General features: G+C 59.5%; 21 protein-coding genes and 1 pseudogene. 19 read left to right on the forward strand and 3 right to left on the reverse strand.

What is annotated here, in order from left to right; genetic code table 11:
• The first annotated feature begins 51 nt into the window (after window positions 1-51).
• From AC07FD_RS22825 to AC07FD_RS22845, 5 genes are all read left to right on the forward strand, one after another.
• Window positions 52-408, forward strand: a complete 357-nt coding sequence (locus tag AC07FD_RS22825) for a DUF1515 family protein (protein ID WP_478351653.1) — start codon at window positions 52-54, stop codon at window positions 406-408.
• Between the two features lie 293 nt (window positions 409-701).
• Window positions 702-1,175: a YidB family protein gene (locus AC07FD_RS22830; protein ID WP_478351654.1), complete on the forward strand. Its 474-nt coding sequence runs from the start codon at window positions 702-704 to the stop codon at window positions 1,173-1,175.
• Window positions 1,176-1,282: 107 nt separating this feature from the next.
• The gene (locus tag AC07FD_RS22835) at window positions 1,283-1,501 is read left to right on the forward strand and encodes a DUF768 domain-containing protein (protein ID WP_478351655.1); all 219 of its coding nucleotides are present in this window, start codon (window positions 1,283-1,285) and stop codon (window positions 1,499-1,501) included.
• A 386-nt stretch (window positions 1,502-1,887) separates the two neighbouring features.
• On the forward strand, window positions 1,888-2,505 hold the full coding sequence (locus AC07FD_RS22840) for a hypothetical protein (RefSeq protein ID WP_478351656.1): 618 nt from the start codon (window positions 1,888-1,890) through the stop codon (window positions 2,503-2,505).
• 239 nt (window positions 2,506-2,744) lie between these two features.
• A complete protein-coding gene (locus AC07FD_RS22845; protein WP_478351657.1) occupies window positions 2,745-3,731 on the forward strand; it encodes an SMP-30/gluconolactonase/LRE family protein in 987 nt (328 codons plus the stop codon).
• 62 nt (window positions 3,732-3,793) lie between these two features.
• Here AC07FD_RS22845 and AC07FD_RS22850 read toward each other — a convergent pair whose 3' ends face one another.
• Complete coding sequence (locus AC07FD_RS22850; protein ID WP_478351658.1) at window positions 3,794-4,099, reverse strand: hypothetical protein; 306 nt, start codon at window positions 4,097-4,099, stop codon at window positions 3,794-3,796.
• A 266-nt stretch (window positions 4,100-4,365) separates the two neighbouring features.
• Here AC07FD_RS22850 and AC07FD_RS22855 point away from each other — a divergent pair.
• A pseudogene (locus tag AC07FD_RS22855) lies at window positions 4,366-4,653 on the forward strand (alpha-hydroxy-acid oxidizing protein); the annotation flags it as partial.
• 417 nt (window positions 4,654-5,070) lie between these two features.
• Entirely contained in the window at window positions 5,071-6,204 is a 1,134-nt protein-coding gene (locus AC07FD_RS22860) for a M20 family metallopeptidase (protein WP_478351673.1), read from the forward strand.
• Between the two features lie 284 nt (window positions 6,205-6,488).
• Here AC07FD_RS22860 and wrbA read toward each other — a convergent pair whose 3' ends face one another.
• Both wrbA and AC07FD_RS22870 read right to left on the reverse strand, forming a co-directional pair.
• On the reverse strand, window positions 6,489-7,088 hold the full coding sequence (wrbA, locus tag AC07FD_RS22865) for an NAD(P)H:quinone oxidoreductase (RefSeq protein WP_478351659.1): 600 nt from the start codon (window positions 7,086-7,088) through the stop codon (window positions 6,489-6,491).
• 54 nt (window positions 7,089-7,142) lie between these two features.
• Complete coding sequence (locus AC07FD_RS22870; protein WP_478351660.1) at window positions 7,143-7,556, reverse strand: DUF4437 domain-containing protein; 414 nt, start codon at window positions 7,554-7,556, stop codon at window positions 7,143-7,145.
• 131 nt (window positions 7,557-7,687) lie between these two features.
• On the opposite strand from AC07FD_RS22870, the gene AC07FD_RS22875 reads away from it, so the two are divergent.
• From AC07FD_RS22875 to tsaA, 12 genes are all read left to right on the forward strand, one after another.
• The gene (locus tag AC07FD_RS22875) at window positions 7,688-8,599 is read left to right on the forward strand and encodes a LysR family transcriptional regulator (protein WP_478351661.1); all 912 of its coding nucleotides are present in this window, start codon (window positions 7,688-7,690) and stop codon (window positions 8,597-8,599) included.
• 471 nt (window positions 8,600-9,070) lie between these two features.
• Entirely contained in the window at window positions 9,071-12,427 is a 3,357-nt protein-coding gene (locus AC07FD_RS22880) for an adenylate/guanylate cyclase domain-containing protein (RefSeq protein ID WP_478351662.1), read from the forward strand.
• Window positions 12,428-12,816: 389 nt separating this feature from the next.
• Window positions 12,817-13,107 (forward strand): DUF1330 domain-containing protein, encoded by a 291-nt coding sequence (locus AC07FD_RS22885; protein ID WP_478351663.1) that lies wholly within the window; start codon window positions 12,817-12,819, stop codon window positions 13,105-13,107.
• A 513-nt stretch (window positions 13,108-13,620) separates the two neighbouring features.
• Window positions 13,621-14,616, forward strand: a complete 996-nt coding sequence (locus tag AC07FD_RS22890) for an NAD(P)H-dependent flavin oxidoreductase (protein ID WP_478351664.1) — start codon at window positions 13,621-13,623, stop codon at window positions 14,614-14,616.
• Between the two features lie 229 nt (window positions 14,617-14,845).
• On the forward strand, window positions 14,846-15,037 hold the full coding sequence (locus AC07FD_RS22895) for a DUF3606 domain-containing protein (RefSeq protein WP_478351665.1): 192 nt from the start codon (window positions 14,846-14,848) through the stop codon (window positions 15,035-15,037).
• Window positions 15,027-15,191, forward strand: coding sequence for a hypothetical protein (locus AC07FD_RS22900; RefSeq protein WP_478351666.1), 165 nt, complete (start codon window positions 15,027-15,029; stop codon window positions 15,189-15,191). The genes AC07FD_RS22895 and AC07FD_RS22900 overlap by 11 nt, the downstream gene beginning before the upstream one ends.
• Window positions 15,192-15,393: 202 nt before the next feature.
• Window positions 15,394-16,359: a hypothetical protein gene (locus tag AC07FD_RS22905; protein WP_478351667.1), complete on the forward strand. Its 966-nt coding sequence runs from the start codon at window positions 15,394-15,396 to the stop codon at window positions 16,357-16,359.
• A 20-nt stretch (window positions 16,360-16,379) separates the two neighbouring features.
• Window positions 16,380-17,081, forward strand: coding sequence for a hypothetical protein (locus tag AC07FD_RS22910; RefSeq protein ID WP_478351668.1), 702 nt, complete (start codon window positions 16,380-16,382; stop codon window positions 17,079-17,081).
• A gap of 774 nt (window positions 17,082-17,855) precedes the next feature.
• Complete coding sequence (locus tag AC07FD_RS22915) at window positions 17,856-19,754, forward strand: polysaccharide biosynthesis protein (RefSeq protein ID WP_478351674.1); 1,899 nt, start codon at window positions 17,856-17,858, stop codon at window positions 19,752-19,754.
• Between the two features lie 244 nt (window positions 19,755-19,998).
• Complete coding sequence (locus AC07FD_RS22920; protein ID WP_478351669.1) at window positions 19,999-20,205, forward strand: hypothetical protein; 207 nt, start codon at window positions 19,999-20,001, stop codon at window positions 20,203-20,205.
• 102 nt (window positions 20,206-20,307) lie between these two features.
• On the forward strand, window positions 20,308-20,514 hold the full coding sequence (locus AC07FD_RS22925; protein ID WP_478351670.1) for a TOBE domain-containing protein: 207 nt from the start codon (window positions 20,308-20,310) through the stop codon (window positions 20,512-20,514).
• Window positions 20,515-20,521: 7 nt separating this feature from the next.
• A complete protein-coding gene (gene tsaA, locus AC07FD_RS22930) occupies window positions 20,522-21,013 on the forward strand; it encodes a tRNA (N6-threonylcarbamoyladenosine(37)-N6)-methyltransferase TrmO (RefSeq protein WP_478351671.1) in 492 nt (163 codons plus the stop codon).
• The last annotated feature ends 351 nt before the right edge of the window (window positions 21,014-21,364 follow it).

A 21,364-nucleotide genomic window follows, 5' to 3' on the forward strand; every position in this document is an offset into this window, starting at 1 on the left:
TCTCCGGGGCCGGCGCCATCCACTCCATGAAAGTGCTGATCCGGTGAACAGATGACATCGAAGCTTGACGATATCTCGGAGGCCATCGGCGGCTTGCGTGCGGAGGTGGCGGCATTGCGCCGCGACTTCACCGACAGTACACGTCGAGCGGATGAGCATCGGGCATCCATCCACAAGCGCGTTGACGACCTGGTGCACGATTTCGGCGAGGCGAAAACCAGCATCGAGACGATGAAGGCTGATGTCACCGATAGCAAGGAGATCACCGATGAATTCAAGGAGTGGAAGCAGCGCGGCATCGGCGCCCTGTTCGTGGCGGGCATTGCGGGCACGGCCGTCGGCGGCACCGCCGTCGGCTTCATCGCCTATTGGTGGGACGTCATCTTGAAGGTGCTGCGCACCCCCTGATCTTCCCATATCATTTCCTATCTCCCATCGGCTTCGGTCGGTGGGTTCTTTTTTGCGCTCAGGGTCGGAAAGCTCATCGGCTACCCCGAATGTGCGCAACCAACCCCTCCGCCGCTCGTTTACCCTATGCTGGCTTTGATCCCCAGCACTCCATAACTGGCCGGCTGCCGAAAGGTGGCGGGCTTTTTTGTTTCAGGCGTCGGGATCGAGCGGCTAGCGCGCGAGCATTATGTGGACAGGCGGAACCTTTGCGAGCACGGAGCCTTCTCTCTGTGACCCAAGGGAGGAAACCAATGGCAAATCTGGGAAGACTGGCTGTCGCAATGCTTGGCGTTCTGGCCTACCAAAATCGCGACAAGATCGGCGACTTGATCCGCGGTGCAGGAAATCGCGATCCCAACAACCCGCAAGACGGGCTTATGGATCAGCTTTCCAAGGGTGTATCTGGGACGGCGCTTGGGGACATCCTCGACCGCTTCAGAAATGCTGGAGCGGGATCGAAGGTAGATTCGTGGGTTGGCACCGGAGCCAACGAGCCGATTGAACCGAAGGATGTGGAGACGGCAATAGACGAGGACACCCTCACGTCCCTTTCGATGCAGACCGGTCTGTCACGCGATGAGTTGATTGCCAGGATCACGAAAGATTTGCCCGAAGTAGTCGACAAGCTGACGCCGGAAGGAGCACTGCCGGCCGCAAACGCGACGCAACAGACCGATGAGACAACACTCCTCGATCCGGCGCCAGCTCGCATCCCCGAGCGGTAGGTGGGATTAGGAGCTTCCACGAAAGCCGCGAAGAAGCCAGGTCGAAAGATGGTCGAGGTCGACTAGCGCAGTGCGGAACTGAAACCTGAGCACCAGCTTATGCATCAATGAGCACGCGCGGAATCAGCTTCCTGGATCAATGGATTGCCGACAACGTCCCTGAGACGACGAAAGCCGACGTGATCTCCGTTGACGAGCTAACCCACAAGCTGTTTGCCGATGCCAAATCGGTGGGGATCAAGCGGAACGAGTGCGACGAGGAAGTCGACAGCCTCTATCGAACGATCCTCGACGCGATTGTTGCCTGCCCGAGTGATGCGCTCTAAAGCGTCCGACCGGCGCGACAGTCGTGCGGATGCTTTGGGAGATTGATCATCTTGCCCTCTGCAAATGGCGATCACCGTGTTCCCGATGCTCCAGACAGTACCAGTGCGAAGCCTGCCTTGGCTTGGCAAAGCCGAACGGCGCACGCTTCCCGCATCCGACAAACTCGCAGATGTGATTTTCGATCCGTGCGTGCTCGCGCGGCACGGGTGTCATGCCTACGGCAAGTTTGGTGGGTTCATCGCTCATCCTGTCCACAGTGAACAAAATGAGAACATGAGTGTCAAGAGCCCCTTGACTGGCAGGAATATGTTCCTCATTTCAGGGTATGCCCGAGACCTACGCGCCGAAGAACCGCGACTTTCCGCTGTCGAAGCTGAACCACAGCATGCGCCTGGTGCGTGTGCGCTGCCGCTATTGCAAGCGACTGCACAATTACGCGCCTTCCGACCTGATCCAGATTTTCGGCGACGTCGACGTGGATTCTCTCGCCTTTCGGATCAAGTGCGAAAACGGCAAGGATCATGGCCGGCTGGAGGTCGAGGCCTTCGTGCGCTGTCGGCCTGCGCATCCGCCGCCTGGTGGCAATCAAGATCAACCGCGTGCCGATCTGGCGCGAGGATCCGGCGTAGTGACCGACCGCCTTGTCGTGCGGTTAGCCAACCAGCGCGGCTGGCAAGTCGTGGATGGAAGCAAGATCCTGGAGACTTTGGAAACCAAGGAAGGCGCCTTCCAGTTCTTGGTCGACCGAGGCGCCCGCGTCTGGCTGCAATGGGGTAGAACCGAAATCGGCGGGAAGACGGTGCCCTATGACTTCTGCGGCGATTTCCAGAGCAGGAGCGTCGGCCGGATCATGAAAGAGCAACATGGCCCATCTGCGGGCACATGGTCCTGGTCATGTTTTATCGGCGGTGCGCGGGGCAGGGTGGATACGAAGGACGAAGCGGTATTCGGTGTCGAGCGCGCTTACACCCGGATTGTCGTAAAGGCGGATCGGCTGCGCTGAAACTCTGACTTGGCGGCCCGGCATCCCTGTTACGGGCGGGTGGCCAGCAGAGCGCCGGGCCTGACCGGCGCGGGGGGCATACGCGGTCGCGCCGGCTGGCGAATATATACGCTTCTGCAAATCGGGACCTATCCGTAAGACGATGGAAGCAGCAAAAGGTGGAGCACAAGCCGGTAAAGATCTAAACGGAAGGCCAAAGCGATGGCGAAGGGGTTCGGCGACAAAGGGAGGGAGCACAAATGGCCGCCTATCTGAGAGGAAATCGTCACATGACAAGATTTCTGGTTGCTGACGCCGCAGACAACTTCCAATTTTGGCCCAATCTGCTGCTCATGAAAGCATTCGCCTTCACCTGCGCACTTCTCGGCGTTCTGTTGCTCACAACAGGTTCCACCTTCGCGGCGGATTCCTCCGTCGTCGCGCCTGGTGCGAAGTTGGAAAAATTGGGCGAAGGTTATGGATACACCGAAGGTCCGGCAGCGGATGTTGAGGGCAACGTGTTCTTCACCGACGACCCGAACGATCGTATCGTTAAGTGGAGCGCGGTAGACGGGAAATTCTCCGACTGGCTCAAGCCAGCGGGACGCGCGAATGGAACTTACTTCGACAAGGTCGGCAATCTCATCGCCGTCGCCCCCGATAAGGGCGAACTATGGTCCATTGCGCCCGACAAGAAAGTTACGGTGCTGGTGACGAACTTCGACGGCAAGGTGTTCAACGGCCCGAATGACTTGTGGATTCGTCCGGACGGCGGCATCTATTTTACCGACCCTGATTTCGATTCATATCACGACCGCAGCACGCGGGTGGAGGGCCAAAACGTCTACTTCGTCACGCCCGACCACAAGACTGTCACGCGTGTCACGACCGACCTGACGAAACCCAACGGCATCATTGGCACGCCCGACGGCAAGTTGCTTTACGTGGGGGACTACGGCGCGAGTAGGACCTATGCCTACGATATCCAGCCAGATGGCGAGCTCACGAACAAACGCGTCTTTTGCAAACTCGGTTCTGACGGCATGACCATCGATTCTAAGGGCAACGTCTATCTCACCCAGATTGGTGTGGCTGTATTCGATCAAACGGGAAACAAGATCGAACAAATCGACGTACCCGAGACGACGACAAACGTGACCTTTGGTGGCAAAGATAACGACCTGCTCTTTATCACCGCCACCGGCAGTGTTTACGGTCTAAAGATGAGGGTGAAGGGGGCGCGCTAGAAGCCCGTCCAGAAATCGTACTGCAAGACCATTGCCGACACCCTGGCCGCCCGCGAAAGCGTCTACGTCAATTGCGGACATCCGGCATGCTGCAAGTCAACAAAGCTCGACGTCCAAGCACTTATCGACCGGCTCGGGCCGGACCATGTTTCCATGCACTGGGATTTGGTCGGCGTCTTCCGCTGCTCGGACTGCAAGGCCAGGCGCTCGGCGAGTTGCAGCATGTAGTAGGTGGTCTGCGGCGGCGCATACTCGCCAATCCGCTTTAGAAGATCGGCATTCTCCTGGAGGAACACGTAGAGACCGGCGTGGCCTAGCGCCGGGTCGCCGTCTCGCTGACCGGCCGCCGAGCCGGTCCCGAAGAACATTTGCTTGCCGGCGATATCAATCAGTCGCGCGCACTCTCTGGCCTCCGCTGCGCCACGGCAAATGTCAGGAGTTGGCGCATAGCGGTCTAATTGATCGCGAAAATGTCGAGCCAGTGTTGCTCTTGCCCAGGAGAGAGATATTCAAAAACTCGCGTAAGGCCAGTCAGTGCTAACCTGTTGAAATATCTGACGGCGAAAGCTGGGGATTTTTTGCGCTACTCCCCAGCTTCGGAGAATATCGGGCACTCGGAGAGCGATTTGCGCCGATGGCTGTTGACGCGCTCCCCAGCTTTCGGCCGCACACCGCGCTGACAACCCTACCGCTTATCCTGAAGGGCATCCTCGATTCTGACGATGCCGAGGAGGCGATCCGAACCGGTGCCGATGCCATCGTCGTCTCGAACCACGGTTCGCGTAACCTCGACACCCTGCCGGCGACCATCGACGCCCTGCCCGCCATCTCGGAGCGGGTAGCCGGGCGGATTCCCATCATCCTCGACGGCGGCGTGAGGCGTGGCACAGACCTTTTGAAAGCGATTGCCCTTGGGGCAAGCGCAGTCATGATTGGCCGCCCCTATGTCTACGCCCTGGCAACGGGTGGTGCTGAGGGGCGTAGCCCATTGTGTCAACCTGCTTCGCCGGGACTTCGAGGTGGCAATGGCGCTGACCGGCCGGGCGCGCATCGGCGAGATCGACCGGTCGGTAATCTGGTGAAATCCGGACCTATCCTCGGCCAAGTTCAGCATTGCACTTCCGACGCTTCACCTCCGTCACCCGCCCTTTGTCCAACGAGCGCCGACGCCAGAGAACACGATGGCAGCTTATCGACGAGGTTCGTTCTTGCTAGCAATGCGAAATCGCGGCAGTCTTGGCTCCCAACGTTCCGGCGTGAATTTCGGCAAATAGGTCATATTGCAACCGAGACGTCGGCGAGGACGGTTCTTTGTCGCTATGTTCGCGAGGAGGCGACCATGACGCATAACCAATCTATCGACCTTGGGGCAATGATCGAGGGCATCGGGCGCTGGGTTCTGACCGAAAGCCCCAGCCGCGATGCTGAAGCCGTCAACCGCATGGTTGACCTCGTCCAAGCCGACGCCGCCGACCTCAATGTCGCGATCGAACGAGTTCCGGGCCAAAGAGGCCTCGGCGACCTCCTTGTGATGCGCAGCGTGGAGGCAAGGCAAAGTCCGGGCATCCTGGTCCTCTCGCATGTCGACACGGTGCACCCTATGGGCACCATCACAAGCTCGCTGCCGTTCCGGCGCGAAGGCGATCGCCTCTACGGGCCAGGCGTCTACGACATGAAGGGCGGCGCCTTTCTCGCTCTGGAGGCCTTCCGCCAGGTGTTGCGCGCGGGAACCGTGCGCCTGCCGATCACCTTCGTCTTCACGCCCGATGAGGAGATCGGCAGCCCGACATCGCGCGAACTGATCGAAGATGAAGCTCGCCTCGCGCGTTATGTCCTGGTGACGGAGCCCGCCCGTGATGGCGGCAAAATCGTCACCTCACGCAAAGGGGTCGGAGCCTTCGAATTGAAGATCACAGGCGTGCCCGCGCATGCCGGGCTCAATCACGAGAAAGGCCATAGTGCCATCAAGGAGATGGCGCGACAGGTCCTGGCGATCGAGGGGCTGACCGACTACCAGCGCGGGGTGACCGCCTGCGTCGGAACGATTTCCGGCGGCACGGGGAAGAATGTCGTCCCGCACCATTGTCAGGCTTCGATCGACCTGCGCGTGCCAGATTTAGCCGCAGGCGACGAGTTCGAGCAGAGGATCCGCGGGCTTAAGCCGCACGATCCCGCCGTGAAGCTGGAGGTGAGCGGCGGGATTACCCGCTCGGCGTTTGTGAAATCGGCGGCGGTCGACGCCCTGTTCCATCACGCGCAGGCGCTTGCAAAGGACATCGGATTCGAGTTGCAGGATTCCGCGATGGCGGGTGGCGCGAGCGACGCCAATCTGACCGCAGCGCTAGGGGTGCCAACGCTCGACGGTCTTGGGATCGATGGCGATGGTGCGCACACCGATTGGGAGCACGGGTATGTCTCATCGATCGAGCCGCGCACCCTGCTGATGGGAAGACTTCTCGAAACCTTGCAATAGCAGAGATGGCCAAGATCGACGCTTCAAATAGGGTCAGGTCTAGACTTCAAGCTTCCCATGCAAAACTTCCGCTATCGCCATCCCGAAGTCGCGAAGCTGCCAGTCCGCTGACGGCCCGAAGCGCTAGCTTGGTTACTGTTGCGCCGTCGGTAGCTTTGCGCCCAATCCCGGTCGCTCGCGCAGTGTTTGACGCTTCTCGCAAGCGGACATGAACTTGACTTCTGCCCGGCCGTTGGCTTCGACTCGGTAAAGCTGGCCCACGCCATAACGGCGCGGACGTAGCATTAGCCGTGTAGCTTGTTTGCGGTCTCTCCAATCTTGCGGCCCTGGTAGCGGGCTCCCTGCAGCTCGTTCGCCGTCGGCAGGCGCGAGCCATCGCCGCCAGCGATCGTGGTGGCGCCGTAGGGTGAGCCGCCAGTGATCTCGGCAAGCGTCATCTGCCCCGCATGGCCGTAGTCAAGGCCGACAATGACCATGCCGAAGTGAAGTAGGTTGGTGATGATCGAAAAAAGCGTTGTCTCCTGCCCGCCATGTTGCGTTGCGGTCGACGTAAATGCGCCGCCGACTTTGCCGTGCAGCGCTCCGCGCACCCAAAGCGCACCCGCCTGGTCGAGGAAATTGGCCATTTGAGATGATAGTCGGCCAAAGCGGGTGCCCGCGCCGATGATGATCGCGTCATAGGCAGCGAGTTCTTCCACCTTCGCGATTGGTGCGGTCTGATCGAGCTTGTAATGTGCCTTTCGAGCGACCTCTTCGGATACGAGCTCGGGGACCCGCATAATATCGACGTGCCCGCCCGCTTCACGCGCCCCCTCAGCAACGGCATTCGCCATTGCTTCGATGTGCCCATAAGCTGAGTGGTAAAGAACCAGTACTTTTGCCATTCCTATCCTCACACTCCTGCCGCGCCTATCCGAGGTTGTCGAGCACCTTGAAGCTCATTTCTTCTCTGCCGGGCCGGCGCCCTCGGGAAGAATGAAGTCGGCCTTCCCGAGTTGGTGGATGTAGACAATGCAGTCTTCATCACCCAGGAACTTTTCATTGTGGAACTGCCAGGCCGGCTGAAAAACGTACGACCCCGGCGTCAGTTCTTTCGGAGGGCTGCTGTCGCCTTCGACTGTGTGTATCCAAATCCCCTGCACCAATACCGCGTGGTAGTCCGTCGCGTGCGTGTGCATAGCCTCGTCTTCCCCGCCGGCTGGGTGCTTCAGCAGCATGCCGAACGGACCTTCCTTGTGGTCGCCCCACAAGACCGAAAAACTAACACCAGAGCCGGGTTTCATTTCCTCCCACTTGAGGTCGGCGACCGGCACGGCGACGCTCGCAACGCTCTCTATTTTTTTGACAGCCATTTGTCTCATCTCCTCATCAATTGGTTTCGTGAAGCCTTTGCGCTGTACGTGAAGGACAGATAGGCCGTCGATCTGTATGGACAATGTCGACAGGGCGGATACACTGGTACGGTATGACGTACCAATCTGGAATGGCGCTCGAACAGCTCGCCACGCTGGTGGCGGTAGTGGATGCGAACGGCTTCGCCGCCGCCGCGCGCGCGACGAACCTCCGCAAAGCGACCGTCAGTCAGCGCATCCAACAGCTCGAGAAGCGACTGGGAGTGTCGCTACTGGTCCGCACTACCCGCTCTCTTCGCCTCACCGACGAGGGTCGCGCTTACGTAGAACAAGCGCGACGCGCGCTGGAGGCCGTCGCCCAGGCAGAGCAGGTCATCGCTGCCGCCAAACGCAAGCCGGTCGGAGTTCTGCGCGTTACGATGCACGCGGCGCTGGCCAGCAGGCTCTTCGAGCCGGTTGTCCTGCCGTACATGGCGAACAACCCAGACGTCTCCGTCCACATCGATACGTCGATGCGCCATATCGATCTCGCGCGTGAAGGCTTCGACCTCGCAGTCCGCACCGGCATCGGGCCTCTCGCCGAATCATCGTTTATCGCCCGAAGGATCGGTATGACGCCCAGCGTATACACCGCGAGCCCGCGCTGGGTCGCGACCAATGGCGATCTGAGGCGCCCTGAGGACGTGACCGATCATCCGACTATCGTCATCGAGAAGGAAGGTCCGCACGAGTGGTCGTTCGTCGTGAACGGGCGCACGCGCCTCGTTCCGATTCGCCCTCGGCTCATCGTCAGTACCTTCGACCTTGGCGTGCGCGCCGCGCTAGCGGGGCTTGGCGTCCTTCGCTCGCCCGAACACTTCGTCGAGTCTTCTGTCGTTGCGAAGACTCTCGTCCCGGTCCTTGTCGAGTGGACGCCGCCGCCCGTGGAAGTCTACGCCGTGTTTCCGAGCGGAGGCGCACTCGTGCCGAAGACGCGCGTCTTCATCGATGCGCTGACGACGTGGTTCGGAGAGCAGAAGCAGCGCCTGAAAGCCCGCGAATGACGAGCTAAATTAGGCGCGCTGCAACACCAGCACGCGAGTCGCGCGCGAGAGGTACGCGTCAAGCGCGGTGGCCTCTGTCTCAGAGAGCGCGTCACGCTCGCAAACGTATTCGGTTAGATGATCACCATCGCGCGGCGACCGCCGTTCAGACTCAAGATCCCTCAACTACACTGAAGCTCGACACGAAAACCGCTCGGGGTCCGTTTCGGTCCAGGCGGAGACAACGCCAGTGGGCTTGAATGTCGGCTTCCTAACGTTGGCGGCCGAAAGCTGCCAAGCCGCTTCCGGCCCAAGCACGCCACTCCACCGATGAATGCTGATCCCCAGCTTCCGGCCGCCACCCGCGCCAACGCTGGCCTTTAGATTGGGAGCGTTTTGGTGCAGCGCGGACGCAGCTCGTCCGCACCTGACCACAAAGAGTGACGCATTCTTAGGCGTTGACATTTTGAGTATGTGCGTTTGACTGCCTCGATGGATCATCAGCAGGGCGGCAGGGAGATCGCTTCATGGCTGCAAGGCTTGGGCCTTGAGCAGTATGCCGGCGCATTCATCGACAACGACATTGATCCGGCAATTCTACCAAAGCTCTCCGACGATGACCTTCGGGAGCTCGGCGTAAAATCTGTTGGTCACCGGAAAAGGATCCTGACCGCCATCGCTGAGCTCTCGCATCAAGTGGACCAACCACTCCCGGCGGGCGAAGAGGCTAAGCGGAATGCTCACGAAGGTGCAGCGCCAAAGCGCGAAGCGAATGAGTCCGAAAGGCGCCACCTCACAGTCATGTTCGTCGACCTCGTTGGATCGACCGCGCTGGCGTCGACGCTCGATCCTGAGGACTTGGCCTCGATCATAGCCGCATATCAATCGTTGGTCGCCGCAGAGGTCGCCCGTTATGATGGCTACGTCGCCAAATTCATGGGCGACGGCGTGCTGTGCTACTTCGGCTGGCCACATGCTCACGAGGAGGACGCCGAGCGGGCGGTCCGCTCTGGACGTTCCATAGTGAAAGCTGTCGCCAGTTTGCGCACTCCTGCTCAAGTACCACTCGCAGCTAGAGTGGGAATTGCCACGGGATTATGTGTCGTCGGAGACGTCATCGGGACTGGGTCCGCACAAGAAGAAGTCGTCGTTGGCGAAACACCCAATCTCGCCGCTCGGCTGCAAGCCCTGGCCCAACCGGGATATGTGGTGGTCGCCGAGAGCACGAGAAAGTTGCTCGGCGGAATATTCGCGGTTGAGAGCCTGGGTCCTATCGAGCTGAAGGGATTTTCGATACCCGTCTCGCCGTTTCTGGTTGTCGGGGAACATGCCGTCGAGACACGCTATGACGCGCGCGTCACGAGCGCTACTCCAATCATGTTCGGAAGAGATCTCGAACTCGGACTTGCTCTCGAACGTTGGGGGCAAGCGAAGAGGGGCGAAGGCCAGCTGGTGCTTCTCAGCGGCGAGGCGGGTATCGGCAAATCTCGCATCACCCGCGCCTTGATAGACGCGGTCTCTCAAGAGAAACATGCGCGGGTGAGCTATCAGTGCTCGCCGTATTACTCTGGCTCGCCGCTCTATCCAGCTGTTCAGCAACTCCGCCGCACTATCGGTATTGGAGAAGCCGACGGGGTTGAAGAGAAGGTCAGAAAACTCGAAGGGACCAAAGGTCCAGCGAATCCGTTGTTGCCTATCTTCGCTTCCCTGCTCGATCTCCAAAACCACCAGAGCGATGCTTTGATGGGCCTGAATCCGCAGCAGCTGCGAGCGCGAACGCTTGACGGATTGTTGGACGACATCCTCGACTCTGCAGCAAGGCTGCCATTGTTGTTCGTGATCGAGGACATCCACTGGATTGACGCGACAACGCTCGAATTGTTGGATCAATGTGTCGAACGGATTCAGCACGCTCGGGTCATGATGATGGTGACGACGAGACCGACCTTCGAACACGGTTTTGGCGGACATCCCATAGTGACGAAATTGGCGCTTAATCGCCTGGGCCGTGAACAGACCACCGCTTTCATCGAGAAGCTCGCTGGCGATATTCGACTACCGCCCACCATTGTGGACAAGATCATCGCCACGACGGATGGTGTGCCGCTGTTCATTGAAGAGCTGACAAAGAGTGTACTCGAAGCCAGACACTTCGATCGCGCAGCCGTCTTCGACGAAGATCATGCCAGACTCGCAAATCTCGACATTCCGCTAACGTTGCACGATTCGCTGATGGCCCGCCTCGACCGATTGCAGCCGGTCAAGGAAGTTGCGCAAATGGCCGCGTGCATCGGCCGCGAATTCCGCCACGACCTCCTTGGATCGGTCACGCGGCTCAGCGCTGCCCAGTTGGAAGAGGCACTCGATAAGCTCGTGGAGGCCGAGCTCGTCTTCCGCCGCGGAAGGGGCTCGGACGCACGATACACGTTCAAGCACGCGCTCGTTCGCGATGCTGCCTATCACAGTATGTTGAAATCGGTGCGCCAGGACATACACAGCCGGCTGGCCGACAAACTCGGCTTGGAGTCGACGGCCGAACCGGAGTTGGTTGCACATCACCTCATAGCGGCAAAGCGGTATCGTGAGGCAGCTGAATGCTTCCTCCAAGCTGGGCGCGCTGCCGCGGCGCGATATGCGAATCCGGAGGCGGTCGCGCATTTCAGGGGTTCGCTGGATGCCCTGGAAGCAGTCACTAGCTCGGGCGATAAAAATGAGCTTGAACTCAGAATCCGGATTGAAATGGGCGTCCCGCTGAACGCGTCAGCTGGATATGCGTCGGAGAAGGTTGAAGCGAACTTTCTCCGTGCCGAAGAGCTTTGTATATCCACGGGCCTCACCTCCAACCTCTTCTTTGTCCGACGTTCGCTTTGGAACTTCTACCTTGACCGGCCCGACCTTCACCGGAGCCGAGATCTGGCCAAGCAACTCCTTGCCGAAACCTCGCGCGGAGAAAACGTTGAGGAAACGACTTTGGCGCATCGGGCACTCGCCACGTCCTATTTCTATCTCGGTGCCATTGGGGATGCTGCACGGGAAGCCGAGGCCGGAATCAATGCCTGGGCGAACTCCGATCGGAATTTCGATGTCGCAAGATATGGAGAGGACGGCCCCTCGATCTGTCGCAGCTATCTGGGCGTGGCGCAGCTGCTCGCTGGGCGGGTCGACACCGGGCTCGCCAATTGTGCGTCAAGCGTTGAAACTGCGGAGCGGATCGATCATCCGCTCAATCTGGCATTTATCCTCATGAATCTCGCCCTTGCCCGACGTTTCCGCAATGAGCCGACCGAGTGCCGTGAGATCGCTGAACGGATGCTCATATTAGCTGACAACCGCAGGCTGGCATCCTGGTCCGGAGGTGCTCGCACTGTGCTCGGCTGGGCTATCGGCAGCAACCTGCCCGACGAAGGGCTCAGAATGCTGCGAGACGGCATGAACCGATGGCGCTCGACTGGCTCTGAGCTGCACTTGCCACACTTCTATTCGTCGATTGCGGACATTTGCCTCCGGCATGGACGGATCGATGAGGGTCTCGCAGCGATCGAGAATGCTATCGAGGCGATGGACAAGACCGACGAGAGATGGGCGCAGGCCGAAATAGAGCGTATTGAGGGTTGCTTGGTCGCCAAGGCGGATGTGACTCGAGGGATGAAAGTCCTAACTAGAGCCTATGATACTGCGATAAGTCAGGGCGCGTGTTGGTTGGCGGTTCGTGCTGCAACCGAGTTGGCCAAGCTCTCAAGAAGGTCGGGCCACGAGCTCCGAGCTGACTATCGGAATCAGCTTCGGATTAGCGAGATCGCTGAAGGCTTAGAAACCTCGGTCATCCGCGAAGCTGCTGCCATCCTCTAGATCACCGCCAAGCGCAAGGGCGATTATCCTGAGATCTGCTCGCAAGGGCCTGCGTGTGGGGCAGAGCGGATGATGGCGGGCTTACCAGATTAGGCGGCATTGCAAGGGGCGCAACGTAAGAAACTCCGAGGATTTTTAGTACCAGCAGCGATAGTAGCCGCAGCGATAATATGGACGCCTGCTGCACGCCGTGCTCGACCTCGTCGGCCAGCCAGCCATTTGTTAAGCCTGACCGGCGGAGCTTGGGGAAGATATGCGCTCGTGCTAATGTCTGCGAACCATCAGAATGAAGGATGGCAAGGCCGGCCGATGACCGACAAGCCGACCGCCACTCACGGTCTGGATGTCTGAAATCCGCCGATACTGTCAGTGGCATCTGAGGTTCAGGCATGCGAGCATTCGTCGTTTTCCAGGAAAATCTACACGATCAGGCAAAGTTCGATGCCTACCGCAAGGTGGTCATGCCCACGTTGGCTGCGTTCGAAGGCAAAATTATTGCCCGCGGCGGACAGTTCACAATTATCGAAGGTGCGTGGCCCTTCGGGCGAACTGTAATCATAGAATTTCCTTCTCGGGCGGCTGCCGAAGGCTGGTATGGGTCGCCGGCATATCAGGCGATCCTACCGCTTCGCCTGCAGAGCATGACTTGCAATGCCATCATTGTTGATGGGGCAGATTAGCGCTTATTGGCTCCTTGCAAGCGCGTTCGAGATCAGGTTGCGGCGACCCCCCTTCAACGGGAGATCGCCATGCCTCAGAAGATCCTCTCCGACACCCCGGCCGCCCGAGAAACCATGTATGTCCATTGCGGGCACCGGCGTGCTGCAAATCGACAAAGCTCGACATTCAAGCGCTGATCGATAGGCTCGGGCCGGACCATGGTTCCATGCATTGGGACTTGGTCGGCCTCTTCGTCTGCTCGGATTGCAAGGCCGCTGGCCGCGTATCGCCGGCCGGTGTTCTTCACTGCATTCCTGACTACGAAGGTGATCGGCAGCGGCACAACCGCGACTGGAAGCCGACGTTCGAAAGGGAGGCTTAGGGTCCGGACTCATAACCAGTAGCTGACGATGGCCGCGAGGCAGACGGCGGCCTTCGCGGCGAAATCCCCGTTGATTCCGTGCCTCCTTTGGACCACTGTCCCTAAATCGGGCAAAAGGCTGCGCCCGGATGAAGGATTCAGGGGGAGCGCAATGCCCAACGCCTTCACCACTCTCGTCGGCATAGAAATTCCGATTGTCCAGGCGGCCATGGGTGGAGCTACATCTCCGCAATTCGCCGCCGCGGTGAGCAATGCAGGCGGTCTCGGGATGCTCGCCCTCGGCTGGAGTCCGCCTGAAGCGGTACGCGCAGAAATTCGGGCCACCAAGGCCCTGACCAAACGGCCGTTCGGCGTCAATCTCGTGTTGACTTATCCGCAGGAGGAGCGCCTCGCGATCTGTTTGGAAGAAGGCGTGCCGGTAGTCTCATTTTTCTGGGGCCAGGCAGGTTCGCTGACGGCTGCGGCGCATCGTGGCGGGGCAAAGGTGCTGCATACGGCAGGAGGCGCCGAACAGGCTCGGATATCAGCCGCAGATGGTGCCGACGCAATCGTCGCGCAGGGCTGGGAGGCGGGTGGCCACGTTTACGGTACAGTTGCCACAATGGCGTTGGTTCCGGCGGTTGTTGACCAGGTCGCGCCAGTCCCCGTTCTTGCTGCCGGTGGCATCGCGGATGGACGCGGTCTAGCCGCGGCGATGGCACTTGGTGCCGCGGGCGCTTGGATCGGTACCCGCTTTCTCGCGAGCATCGAAGCTCCAATCCACCCGCGCTATCGCGAGCGCATCCTGACAGCCAAGGAGACGGACACAGAATACGGGACTGTTTTCGATGTCGGCTGGTCCGACGCTCCGCACCGTAGCCTCCGCAACAAAACGATTGAAGCTTGGGAGGCAGCCGGACGCCCGCCGGCGGGTAGGCGTCCCCACGAAGGCGCGGTCGTTGCAAAGTCGCCATATGGCGACGTGGTTGCATACCAATCTCATACGCCGGGATCGGGTGACGAGGGCGATATCGACGCCCTTGCCCTATGGTCGGGCCAAGGCGTCAGCCTCGTCCGCCGCGTCCAGCCGGCCGCCGAGATTGTCCGCGAAATCAGCGACGAGGCGCGGGCAATCTTCGCACGGCTTGGGAACGATCCATCTTTCTAAGGCCTGTGTGGGAAATACCGTCGATCTCAATCGCGAATGGGTCCGGACCCTAGGGACTTCAGTCTTAGTTGAGCTATTGCTAATATGAATTTAGCTTGGGCAAGGCGGGGGACGATCCTAAAAGACCGACCCGCCATGGCCGGTGCGGCTCGCTTCACCCAAGCATCCCGGCACTGGCCATTCCCCCACGGTAGCATCAGGCTGCCGAACTGGCGTGCGGAGGGCTCAAATGGCCGGCGATAAGCGCAGGCAGGATGCTATTCACGACCACCAGGTCGAATATTTCGCCTCGGAGAACGGTTTGACTCCGGACCTGGCTTGGGAGTTGATCCTAAAACACGGCAACAGCCGCAAGGCCGTGATCAAAGCTGCGCAGGGATTGATCAGGCGACACGCGCTCGATCAACCAGATGACCGATAAGCCGGTGACAACCTACGTGGTGAGCGTGTTCGAGAAACCGCACTCGCGCACCGTGCTGACCACCAAGGACAAAGACAAAGCCTTGGCGATGGCAAAAGAGATCGGCGACAAGGTCAGGATCGAAGAGATAACGCCGAAGATGAAACGGCGGTAGGCTTTGTTTGAGTGAAGATGGTGAGCAGTCTAGCCCGCACCGCCACCGTGATTGCATACCCTCTCGGACCGGTCCTGGTCGGCCGCTGGAGCTATCCGCGTCAGGCATTCGACACTGTGCTTGAGAGGCTATCGTGATCTTGCGGCCGAAGCACCGCGTGAACTGACGACAGCCTTCACAATTGACATCGACAACCGTCTCCGTGAGCGCTTTCTGGTCCGGATTGCCGGAAATCGCCAGCGTGACCATTCAACCCTATGGATCATTGGCACGGGCCGATGCCAGCATGGTCGGCGGTCAGACATATCTCGAATTGCAAACCCGCAACGACTCGCACTTTGCGTGGGGCCGGCGCTACTACGCCAAGGACGGATTCCTGGGTGACATCGACGATCAGGTCATTAACTGCCTCCTGGATGCAATCGCGACTGCGCCAACGCCGGATTCGGAATTCTACGTGCTGCAGCTTGGCGGTGCGATAAGTGACGTTGACGAGGCTGCCACTGCCTATTCGGGGCGGGCTGCGAAGTTCTACTGGATTGCCGAGCCGGTTTGGGACAACCCCGTCGACGACTCCCGTTGCATCGCATGGGGACGAAAGGCAGGCGGCCGCCTGGCGGCGATGTCTCAAGCCGGAAATTATCTGAATGAGCAGGCGGATACCGGCAAGGATGTCTCGTATGACGCCTACGGCGCAGAAAAATACAACCGCCTTGCGGCGCCCGTCACCCATAGCCTGATCACGCTGTATCACTACGGGTACATGATCATGCCGCGCGACTGGCCGAGTAAGTGGGAGGTCTGGCACTATGCGGGCGACACGCTGAAGCACGTCGCCGCGACGTACTGTGATGCCCTCAACTGGGCGCAGGTGAGCCCCGCGATCCCCAGGTCGGCGAGGAAAACTCACCGCAAGTTTCTTCGAGAAGGACCCATACAACTGACGCTTGCCGCCACTCGAATGGCACGGGGCCGGAGCGGAGGGCTACGGCGAACCGTGGACGGGTGGTCCTTGGAGATCCGCTTCGGTCTCGGAATCACGCCGTGTCTCTGGTATAAAGACGGCTTGGGCCAGGTCGTGTGGCAAGGCCTTTTCCGGTCTCAAGCTGGAGCGCAACCGTGCTGGCCAAGTGTATTCCAGCTTCGGCTTATCCGGCGAGAAGAGTAACCTAAATGAAGGCGACCTTGTTGACTGCAGCCATCGCGCTCACCATCACCGAAGCGCAGGCCGCGGACATCCTGACCAGGGACGAGATCGCCAAGCTACCGTTCATGACGGCCTTGGCCTATGCCGAAGCTATCGACGCCTACTGCCTTCGGGATTGGCACTATGCCAGCACCGATCTCGCGGCTGCGGCAATCACGCAAGCGGATCTCCAGGACAAATCACGTTCCGGCGTCGAGCAGACGCGTGAAGCCAGCCGTCTGAAAGCCGACAAGTCGGCCTGCGAGCCCGCCAAAGCGTTCGTCGACAGGGTCACCGCCACCATCCTTGAAATGCAACCGAAGATGGACGCAACGCTCATAGCGCTCAAAAAAGAGAGGGCCCAGCGCGACGCAGCCCAAGCGAGGGTGGCGCGTGTCGCACAATGCGGCCATGTCGTTGCCGTGGTGAAGATATTCCTGGCGGCGCGCTGGTCGCTGGCGAATGGCGGCTACGAGGAGGAATTGCCCCGCTGCATCGCTGATCTCGCCGCGATGCCCGAGGCGGGGGCGCTGCTGGCCGAAGCGAAGACGCTGCTGCCGCAGATGACCGAGCGCAATAGGGTGCAGCTTGGGAAGGATCGTGCCGTGCCGGAACAGAGTGAAGCCGATCCGAAGGCGATCATCGCTGACTGGTGCGCCAAGCAGACCGAAAAGACTGCCTTGTGCGGCGAGGGGGCGAAATGATCGACTGGCGCGGATCGTGTCTCTCGATGCTGCGTCTCTTGCTGCTGGGTGCGTCGGCCATTCAAGCGAGAAGTCCCGAATTGCCGCGACTGCTCTGCAAGCCGCGCTGATCGTGACCGCGATTGAGGAAAGGTCGCGCCGCTGCGATCATACGCATTCACATTGCGTCTGCTTAGCGTCGAAAGTGTTCTCTAATGGGTCAAGGGGCGGCGGCTCGATTTTGAGCGCTGTCGACGCTTTCGGATGCCTGCCGGGTGCCTGCATTCTCTGCGAGGTCAAAGGCACTTGATGGAGTCAGCTGGGTATGGAGCGGCTTGGTTGAAATCGCAGTCTGGCGACGATGGACCGCCTTGTCCAGTTTGGCGACATTGCCGATCTTTGAAAGGTCGAGTTCCTCGAGGAAGTCTTCGGCGCCCTGCCAGACAGTGGGGCCTCCGACATCGACAAGATCCCATCGCACCTGCTTCGACCATCGCCTTGAACTTGGCGTCCTCCCTCGGGGTAGTATTGATAATCGCCGCGTGAACGATTCACATTTTCAGACGTTACTGGCACTTGTCAGCGCCAGGGCCCTATACTGCGACTCCGAGCGACCGAACCTCGGCTGTTCGGACATTGGACGTCGGCGGATCGAGTTGATCTCCGCCTTTTATCGAAAGGTCTAAACTAGTGTCTCCAGAAGAATGCAAACAGCGAAAGCGTGTTTATGCTGGAGACAAAACGACTTGGTCCTGGCGAGTTTCCCGACCGATAGTATTGCGGGGCTTGGCGCTGGTGCACGACGGCACCATGGGTGCTTCCGCAATGTTTCTTTCGATTGCGTTAAGGTTTGATGTCGATATTGTTGTTAAAAACTTGACGAATTTCCTTGGTTCGGCAGTTCTATTTGGGATTATTGTCTGCAGTGTCGGTTTTTTGCTAGGACTTAACCGTGGTATTTGGCGTTATGCGTCGCTGTCTGACCTCCTGGCAATCACGTATACAGCTAGCGCCTCCGTCGCCATGTTCACAGTGGGCCAATTTCTGCTGAATAGACTGGATTTGATTCCCCGTTCTTCCATTCTCATCGCCTGGGCCTTCGTGATCTTGCTGCTGGCGGGGCCGCGCGCTGCTTATCGGCTCTATCGCAATCGCCACGATACCGGTCGCTGGCGCTTGGCCTATGGCGGCACCCGCAAGTACGTACTGCTTGTTGGAGCCACCGACAATGCCGAAGCCTTCCTGAGGACGATTAAGGAGAGAAATAGTGCCTCATTCGAGGTCCTTGCGATTATCGACGAACGGGGTCGCAGGACCGGGCGTTCTATTCGCGGGGTTCCAGTGCTGGGTCCGCTGGAAAAACTGCCGCAGATCCTCAATCAATTCGAGGCCCAGGGGCGCCGGCCCGAAGCGATCATCCTGACACGTTCGCGCGAGGACTATCAGCGGCACGCCAGCATTGAGGCGTTGGTTGAGATCGCGGCACAGCAGAAAGTCGAAATCCTAAGGCTCCCGAACCTGCTCGAGATGCAAAGCATCGATCCTGAAATCGAACTGCGTCCGATCGAGCTGGAAGATCTCTTGCAACGGCCGGCCGTGAGACTAGACACGCCCAAGATCGCCTCGATGATCGAGAGCAGGATCGTAATGATCACCGGCGCGGGTGGTTCGATCGGTTCCGAGCTGGCGCGACAGGTCGCGGCCCTTAACCCTCGCGGCCTCATTCTTGTGGACGCCAGCGAGCACCTTCTCTACTCTATCGAGACTGAACTCACTGGCACCCGCCCGAGCTTTGAACTCCACGCTGCCCTTTGCAACGTGCGCGAAAAGGACGCCGTCAACAAAATCGTCGCGACCCATAGACCCGACGTGCTGTTCCACGCCGCAGCACTCAAGCATGTGCCGATCGTTGAAGCTCAGCCGCTTGAAGGTCTTTTCACCAACGCGATCGGGACGCGCAATGTCGCTGAAGCCGCGCTTCGTGCCAACGTCTCAACGATGATTTTGGTGTCGACCGACAAGGCTGTGAATCCCGCTAACGTTATGGGCGCGACCAAGCGGATGGCGGAGATGTTCTGCCAGGCGATGGATCTCGGCTCGGAGGTCAACGGCACACGTTTCGTCACTGTTCGGTTTGGGAACGTTCTGGGCTCGGCTGGATCCGTGGTCCCGCTGTTCGAGAAGCAGATCAGGGCCGGCGGGCCGGTGACAGTTACCCATCCGGACATGGAACGCTTTTTCATGACAATTTCGGAAGCCTGCCTTCTCATCCTGCAGGCGGCCGCGCATAGCCGCGCGCGACCGGAGGAGCGCGGCCGAATTTACGTTCTCGACATGGGCTCGCCGGTGAAGATCGTGGATCTTGCTCGAAATCTCATCCGTCTGTCGGGGCGCCGCCCGGACACCGACATTCTGATAGTCTACATTGGGCTTCGGCCTGGGGAAAAACTCTTCGAGGAACTTTTCGACGACAAGGAAACCTTGAGCGGGACCGCTGCGTCGGGGATACTGGCCGCATCCCCACGGTCGATCGAGGGGGCGCTGATCGTGCGCATCTTCGACGAAATGAAGCGCAAGATCGACGCCCAAGATTTGCCCGGCGCCCTACGACTTCTGAAATCGACCGTCGGGGAGTTTACTCCGGGGAGCGAGATTCAGCTGCTGATGGGCGGGAAGGACTCGAGCAAACACTAAACCTCATCGCAGTGCCCCCCGACGGCCACCCGCGAAGCTGACAATCGGAAGACCCTCATTCGCTCGCCTACCTCGCCGAGCCGATCACTCAGAACTTCCGCCGAGCCCTACGGGAAAAATAGTGGCGCATTACGTGCCGCTGACGCACAACAGCCCTGGCGACGGTAAAATTCCCCAATCTTCTGTCGGCGCATCTTGGCAGGTTGCGGTAGGATCTCGTTCGGACAGCCAGCGGAGTGCCGCCATGAACGATACAGCCAGGAGAAACCCAGCCTATGATCCGCAGGAACTCGAACCGCTGCTGATATCGCGGCAGCATGCGGGCGATGTCGACGGCATGATGGCCCTGTTCGAACCCGATGCGGTGATCGATTGGGGCAAGATGTCCGGCATGGGCCAGAATCTTGGCGTCGCCACCGACCAGACCTGCAGGCGCTCGGCCTTCCTTTAGCTCGTCGCTTCCTTGTTGCACCATTGGCCGGCAAGTGCCATCTGGGCATCTTTGACGGATGACCATAGAACCGCGCGTCGATGAAGCGAGGAGAGAGATCGTATGAAAATCAGCGCTCGCAACATCCTCAAGGGAACAATCGTCGACGTCGTAAAGGGAGCCACAACCTCGCATGTCACGATCGACATTGGCGGTGCTGTCGTCACCGCGTCCATCACCAACGAAGCTGTCGCTGATCTCAAGCTCGAAAAAGGCAAGCAGGCGTACGCCGTTGTCAAGGCCTCGGACGTCATGGTCGGCATCGACTGACTGGAGTATGGTTCGCGAAAACGAGATCAGGCAAAGCGAGGTTGCAGTGGATCCACCGCCGGCCACCGATGCCGGGCTTGTGTTCATAGGTGTGATTCACACGCCCTGGGCGTCGCGTCTGATTACGCCCCGACAGGGCCGGGCGGACGGGCCGATCTGCCGGATAGACATCTTCGATCCGTGGCGGGAAGCGCTGGACGGCATCGAAGCGTTCGAGCGGCTGGAAGTGCTGTACTGGCTGCACCTGTCCCGGCGCGACCTCGTCAAGCAAAGCCCGGCCAGCGACGGTACTTCGCGCGGCACATTTGCGCTGCGCTCGCCGGTCCGGCCCAACCCGATCGGCACATCGATCGCGACACTGGTCGGCGTAGAAGGCTCGACGCTATTGGTGCGCAGCATGGACTGCGTCGACGGCACCCCACTGCTCGACCTGAAACCGGACAGGACGCTGTTCAATCCGATCGCCCCACCGCAGCCAGGCGATTTCGAAACTGGATGAATGCTGTGGTACTAGCCATTCGCCGAAATGCATTGGCACGGGCGATCTTGTCGTGCGCAGCCGCTTCCGCCTCTAGAGTTGGAATAGCCGACCGTTTGATCTGCAGGTCGATCGCTTGTTCGAGAAGCCTGGTGTTATGTCGTACGCGCGCCTGTGGCTCCAGTTGCGCCTGTGGCTCCAGTTGCGCCTGTGGCTCCCGTGGCACATCCCGTTTGAGGCTGCCCGCAACATACTAACTTCGGAAATTACTCTTGAGCCTCTGTAGCCAGTTGGGATTCATTTTGGTTTCTTCTCTTTCACTTGCAGATACGTAACGAGGTCGAATTTTCTTTCCTTTTACGTAAAGCGGCT

It is taken from the genome of Mesorhizobium waitakense, assembly GCF_056431085.1.

Coding starts and splice junctions, on each gene's coding strand:
- AC07FD_RS22825 (WP_478351653.1), top strand. CDS start 52: ATGACATCGAAGCTTGACGATATCTCGGAGGCCATCGGCGGCTTGCGT.
- AC07FD_RS22830 (WP_478351654.1), top strand. CDS start 702: ATGGCAAATCTGGGAAGACTGGCTGTCGCAATGCTTGGCGTTCTGGCC.
- AC07FD_RS22835 (WP_478351655.1), top strand. CDS start 1,283: ATGAGCACGCGCGGAATCAGCTTCCTGGATCAATGGATTGCCGACAAC.
- AC07FD_RS22840 (WP_478351656.1), top strand. CDS start 1,888: ATGCGCCTGGTGCGTGTGCGCTGCCGCTATTGCAAGCGACTGCACAAT.
- AC07FD_RS22845 (WP_478351657.1), top strand. CDS start 2,745: ATGGCCGCCTATCTGAGAGGAAATCGTCACATGACAAGATTTCTGGTT.
- AC07FD_RS22850 (WP_478351658.1), bottom strand. CDS start 4,099: ATGTTCTTCGGGACCGGCTCGGCGGCCGGTCAGCGAGACGGCGACCCG.
- AC07FD_RS22860 (WP_478351673.1), top strand. CDS start 5,071: ATGACGCATAACCAATCTATCGACCTTGGGGCAATGATCGAGGGCATC.
- wrbA (WP_478351659.1), bottom strand. CDS start 7,088: ATGGCAAAAGTACTGGTTCTTTACCACTCAGCTTATGGGCACATCGAA.
- AC07FD_RS22870 (WP_478351660.1), bottom strand. CDS start 7,556: ATGGCTGTCAAAAAAATAGAGAGCGTTGCGAGCGTCGCCGTGCCGGTC.
- AC07FD_RS22875 (WP_478351661.1), top strand. CDS start 7,688: ATGGCGCTCGAACAGCTCGCCACGCTGGTGGCGGTAGTGGATGCGAAC.
- AC07FD_RS22880 (WP_478351662.1), top strand. CDS start 9,071: ATGGATCATCAGCAGGGCGGCAGGGAGATCGCTTCATGGCTGCAAGGC.
- AC07FD_RS22885 (WP_478351663.1), top strand. CDS start 12,817: ATGCGAGCATTCGTCGTTTTCCAGGAAAATCTACACGATCAGGCAAAG.
- AC07FD_RS22890 (WP_478351664.1), top strand. CDS start 13,621: ATGCCCAACGCCTTCACCACTCTCGTCGGCATAGAAATTCCGATTGTC.
- AC07FD_RS22895 (WP_478351665.1), top strand. CDS start 14,846: ATGGCCGGCGATAAGCGCAGGCAGGATGCTATTCACGACCACCAGGTC.
- AC07FD_RS22900 (WP_478351666.1), top strand. CDS start 15,027: ATGACCGATAAGCCGGTGACAACCTACGTGGTGAGCGTGTTCGAGAAA.
- AC07FD_RS22920 (WP_478351669.1), top strand. CDS start 19,999: ATGAACGATACAGCCAGGAGAAACCCAGCCTATGATCCGCAGGAACTC.
- AC07FD_RS22925 (WP_478351670.1), top strand. CDS start 20,308: ATGAAAATCAGCGCTCGCAACATCCTCAAGGGAACAATCGTCGACGTC.
- tsaA (WP_478351671.1), top strand. CDS start 20,522: ATGGTTCGCGAAAACGAGATCAGGCAAAGCGAGGTTGCAGTGGATCCA.